The sequence below is a fragment of the Facklamia sp. P12937 genome (genome assembly GCF_050409505.1).
Taxonomy (GTDB): domain Bacteria; phylum Bacillota; class Bacilli; order Lactobacillales; family Aerococcaceae; genus Facklamia.
Genome location: NZ_JBNUPI010000037.1, coordinates 1 through 4,942 on the forward strand (window position 1 = coordinate 1; position 4,942 = coordinate 4,942).

Sequence of the window (4,942 nt, forward strand, 5' to 3'; positions counted from 1 at the left end):
AACGCCAGATAAACCGCTCAGCCCATCAGGCTACCATGGCTCAGCTCCTTATCAAACCCTCACAGAAAGATTAAACAACTACACGGATCATTGAACTCACACTTCTCATGGGCGAGGACTCCTTTGTACTAGGTGGCTAAGTTGTATTTGCAATTTATATCTAAATAACAATTATAGTACGCGTCATAAGCAACATCTCTATTTTTAGTTTGCGTCTTGGTCGCGTATAAGGAACACCAATGTATTTTCATATTTTTATAGAAAATGTGCATTGATAGGCGTTGTGTACCCTGCATCTGCTATTAAATAAGTCGGATTAAAAGAAGGGATTTTTTCAAATAAGAAGGGGAAAGCCAGTGTATCGTAGGTGTTTCCTGAATGGACACTATAAACTAATACCCATCCCCTTGCGATCGCAAGCTGTTTGAATAGTATAGGCAAAAACTTGGCCATGGTCCCCTTTATGAAACCACCCTACCTCCGGATCATTGGGACTGATTGTTTGGGACTTTGTTAAGGTCTCCTTTTTTGTGTTTTTTAGCGACTTTTTTCTATGAATCATCCGATCTGCTTGAACAGCTTCCAGCATTTCATCTGCCAACCATTTGGCTTGTACCGGCACTTCTTCGTTGGTATATTTCCGGCCATTCGCACAAGCTTTGACGTGAGTACATCCATAAAAACTGCTTGGGTATCGACTACTCCTGCCTCCAAACACTGCGTGAGTATCTGGCTAAAAATCTGTTGGGCGATACTTGTTCCTTCAAAACGCCACTTGTAATTCTTTCCAAAGGTTGAAAAATGGGGCACTGAATCCGTGAGAGATAATCCTAAGAACCAGCGATAAGCAACATTCACTTGAATTTCTTGAATGGTTTGGCGCATGCTTGGAATACCTTAGAGATGTTGAATGATGAGATTTTGATAAGCGTAATCGGATCAAAACTTGGACGTCCACTATCCAAACAATAGACATCTTCTACTAAAGCATAGTTGAATGAAAAATTTATAGGGCGATCAATTTTTCTCAGAAGATGGTCTTCAAGAACGAGTTCTTCAAGGGCATGAAAAGCGATCTGATTACGTGCTTCAAATGTTTTACTATCGGCATTAACTGACATCATGGAAATCACCCATTTTCTTTTTATTATACATAAAAAAGCCCTCTAAATCACTATAAGTTGTGATCTAGAGGGTTTTATCTACATACTGATATCTCCCTAACGGAAGATGTTTAAGTATAAATGATATTCATATAATAAAAATAGGTGCATCATTTATTTACGTTTTGGTCCCAAATATTCTGAATCATCAAAGCCTAAAATTACTGAAAAAAGTGGGAATCCGAAAAGAAGCCCGAGACCATATCCAACACCCTTTCCAAACACTTTTGCTAAGTCTAAACAAAACATGATGATAAAATAGATATTTGCTAGCGGAACTAATAGCCATAACACTTTCCATCCATTACCGTATACAATTTTAAATTGAATATATAGTTGATAAATAGGGATCAGTGACTTCCACCCAGCTTCACCAGCCTTTTCAAAAAGTTTCCACATACCTACAATAAAAATAATTACAAATACCATGTATAGTATACTTGAAAAACCGTCTGACATATTTCCCATTTACTCACTCTCCTTCTTATATTTTTTAAGTATACTATATAAAATTAAAAATAACTAATAAAATTTAAAAACAAAAAACACCTTCCAATAAAGGAAAGTGTCTTGAATATCTGCTGTAATAATGATTGGTACTCGATTCCTGCGGAATCTCCGTCCCATAGCACATTCGTAAGGGAACAAGTTCGCAACGACTGTCCTAACGTTTTGAGAATTCCAAGCACTAAATTAACAAGTACTCTATCCATTCTCTTCCTTTTATATCAACATTTACAAAAAAATTGCATCGAAACAAATGGACTAAAACAGATACTAACAGATATCATTAACACCAATTAACACCTTCAAATAGACTAGTCATCTATATTGGAAAATCTTAGTAATTAAATGACGGAAATTAGCAATCACAATAAATCTAATCATCTTATAAGTATAAAATGCGACTATACATTTTCGATTTTTTTTATTATCACAATTTAACAGAAATTATTTTTTCTCTTAAGCCTTAGTAACAAATCCTTCAAAAAACTTTAATTCTATTGATTTTTAAATGTAAAATTGAATATATAGATCAAAAAAATGTAATCAGTATTACAAACATCAAATATAATTTTAGATAATAAGCTAATAAATTATTTTTGAAGTCAATTTCTTTGCATACAATTGTTTATAAACATATTAAACGAATAGAATACAGAAAATCAATTAAATTATCACACTTAACTCTCCATATTCTAATAGTTTACTTATATTAATTCGAAAACCTGTACCATGATCATGAGTTTTACCTTTGTTTTTACCGCTATGATAAGCTCCTATTCTTATATCTATTTTAACATCTCCATTTTCAATACCTTTACATAATGATGTAACGGTTAAATCAGTTAACAATTGTGCACTATTATATTTGTAATATTTTAGACCATTCTCTATTTTCGATTCCGCTGAGATCACTGCTACATATTTTAGCTTCTTTTTTAATTGTTTTTCTATTGAATCAAATGACCAATATACAGAATCGTCAATTAATATCTTCATTTTATCATATACTTCCAGTTTTAATTTTTGATCTTTCCAATCAACATTAATTTTAAAATCATAATTATATATCTTAGAATTAGTCTTATTTTCCCCTGACACCGTTTGATGAAGTATATTATTTCCATATTTATCAGGTTTTCCATACTTATTACGTAACATTGTATTAGCTCCACGCGGATAAGTTGGACTTTTTGTAAAAAGTGTAAGAAGAGCGCCCGCAGCAGTTTCATGCGTCTTGATTTCAATATCATAAAAATCAGGTGCATCAAGATTATCTTCTTCTTTTTCTAACAAATCTTCAAACGTTTTTCCTATTCCAGTATTTCCTTTTCTTTTACTTTCAAACCAACCGCCGTCAATAATATTTTGAATAGCTTCTTTTAGTAATTCAAGATGTTCACTCATTTTTTTCATCTCCTATTAATTCAATTTTTATTTGTTCTATTACATTAACAAGCTCTTTTTCATCAGCGTCATTAAATCTTTGTAATCTTTTTATATTTTGCAAATTAGGTATAAAATTATCTATAGAACATTGCCAATGTTCTGAAATTATATACAAATGATTAAGTGTATATCTTTTATCGCTACTTGCTGAATTAATTTTTCTAATATGGTCTTCTCTAACTCCTAATATCGAAGCCAGATCAGCAAGTTTTAATCCTTTATTACGTAATTCTAAATCTACTAATTCTGCAACTAATGTATCAAAGAAATGACTTCTACTCATAAAATAACCGATCCTTCTTGTTTTATATATTATTTATCTCTATAATTAATATATATTAATACAAAATGTTTTTTGTGGTCTTTTAGACCACTAAAACCACAAGGAGGTAAAATGGCTCAATTAACCGAATTAGATATACAACTAATTAACAAACTTAATAAAAAAATCACTAACGATGATAATTACTTAGACTTTTTAAAAAGTAATACAAAGTCTTTGACACATGGTTACCATATTTATCCCGCCATGATGATACCTAGTCTAGCTAGAGAGTTTATAGAATTAGTTTTAGATACAAATCCAAATATAAAAAAGCTATACGATCCCTTTATGGGTTCTGGTACGTCATTGGTAGAAGGAATGGTACATGGTTTAGAAGTATACGGAACAGATATTAATCCATTATCCCAAATGATGAGTAAAGCAAAAACTACAGCTATAGATCCAAATAAATTATCGAAATCTATTGCTGATTTAGAAGATGCAATAAATGAAATGTATATTCTATACGCTAAAGGAGTATATAAACTTGATAATTTACCAAGTTTTGAACGTATCGATTTTTGGTTCAAACCTAAAGTAATTGAGCAATTACATCTAATCAAGAACTGTATACATGAGTTTAATGATGAAAATTTAAAATTATTTTTTATGGTGGCATTTAGTGAAACCGTTCGATATGTTTCAAACACGAGAAATAATGAATTTAAGTTATATAGAATGCCTTCGGATAAACTTGATCAATGGGATCCAAATGTAATTGATGAATTTTTAAAAAGGGTCTATAAGAATAAAATTGGTAATAGAGAGTTATACGAAGAACTTGACAAAATAAAAAATTATGAGCCTAAAGTTGTAATTAATAAACAAAGTAATATTAATCTTCCAAAGAAATTCAAAGATAATATGTTTGATATGGTCATTACCTCTCCTCCATATGGAGATAGTCGTACCACCGTAGCTTATGGTCAATTTTCAAGATTATCAGCACAATGGCTAGACTTAAAAATTGATGAACAAACTAAAATAAATCAATTAGATAATATTATGCTTGGAGGACGTATAGATAAATCTTTAGAATTAGAAACGATTTTAGATCTACTAAAATCTCCAACATTGACAACAGTTTATAATTTAATAAAATCAAGAGATGAAAAACGAGCATTAGAGGTTTTACAATTTTATATTGATTTAGATAAGTCTATACAAGAGACAACAAGAGTAATGAAAGTAAATTCATACCAATTCTGGGTTGTTGCTAACCGAACAGTAAAAATGATTAATATTCCTACAGATATTATTATTTCCGAATTATTTAAAAAATATAACGTAAGTCATTTACATAGTTTTTACAGGAATATCCCAAATAAAAGAATGCCATCTAAAAATTCTCCAACAAATAAAATAGGTAATCATTCGGTAACAATGACATCTGAAATTATATTGATGTTAAAAAAAATATAAAAAAGCATCAGCAATTTTGCTGATGCTTCAGACTGAAGACAAACCCTTTGTGAGTTAATCTCAAATAAAGGGGTTGTCT

General features: G+C 30.8%; 6 protein-coding genes and 1 pseudogene. 1 reads left to right on the plus strand and 6 read right to left on the minus strand.

Features of this window, described 5'->3' with window-relative positions; translation table 11 throughout:
• Positions 1-385 precede the first annotated feature (385 nt).
• From ACQV2R_RS08460 to ACQV2R_RS08485, 6 genes and pseudogenes are all read right to left on the minus strand, one after another.
• Complete coding sequence (locus ACQV2R_RS08460) at positions 386-718, minus strand: hypothetical protein (protein ID WP_428874027.1); 333 nt, start codon at positions 716-718, stop codon at positions 386-388.
• 68 nt (positions 719-786) lie between these two features.
• A pseudogene (locus ACQV2R_RS08465) lies at positions 787-885 on the minus strand (transposase); the annotation flags it as partial.
• Positions 855-1,124 (minus strand): hypothetical protein, encoded by a 270-nt coding sequence (locus ACQV2R_RS08470; RefSeq protein WP_428875143.1) that lies wholly within the window; start codon positions 1,122-1,124, stop codon positions 855-857. The pseudogene ACQV2R_RS08465 and the gene ACQV2R_RS08470, both read right to left, overlap by 31 nt.
• A 153-nt stretch (positions 1,125-1,277) precedes the next feature.
• Positions 1,278-1,631, minus strand: coding sequence for a DUF5684 domain-containing protein (locus tag ACQV2R_RS08475; protein WP_428874019.1), 354 nt, complete (start codon positions 1,629-1,631; stop codon positions 1,278-1,280).
• 702 nt (positions 1,632-2,333) lie between these two features.
• Complete coding sequence (locus ACQV2R_RS08480) at positions 2,334-3,074, minus strand: MvaI/BcnI family restriction endonuclease (protein WP_428892097.1); 741 nt, start codon at positions 3,072-3,074, stop codon at positions 2,334-2,336.
• Positions 3,067-3,399: a hypothetical protein gene (locus ACQV2R_RS08485; protein ID WP_428892098.1), complete on the minus strand. Its 333-nt coding sequence runs from the start codon at positions 3,397-3,399 to the stop codon at positions 3,067-3,069. The genes ACQV2R_RS08480 and ACQV2R_RS08485 overlap by 8 nt, the downstream gene beginning before the upstream one ends.
• Before the next feature lie 111 nt (positions 3,400-3,510).
• On the opposite strand from ACQV2R_RS08485, the gene ACQV2R_RS08490 reads away from it, so the two are divergent.
• A complete protein-coding gene (locus ACQV2R_RS08490; RefSeq protein WP_428892099.1) occupies positions 3,511-4,863 on the plus strand; it encodes a hypothetical protein in 1,353 nt (450 codons plus the stop codon).
• The last annotated feature ends 79 nt before the right edge of the window (positions 4,864-4,942 follow it).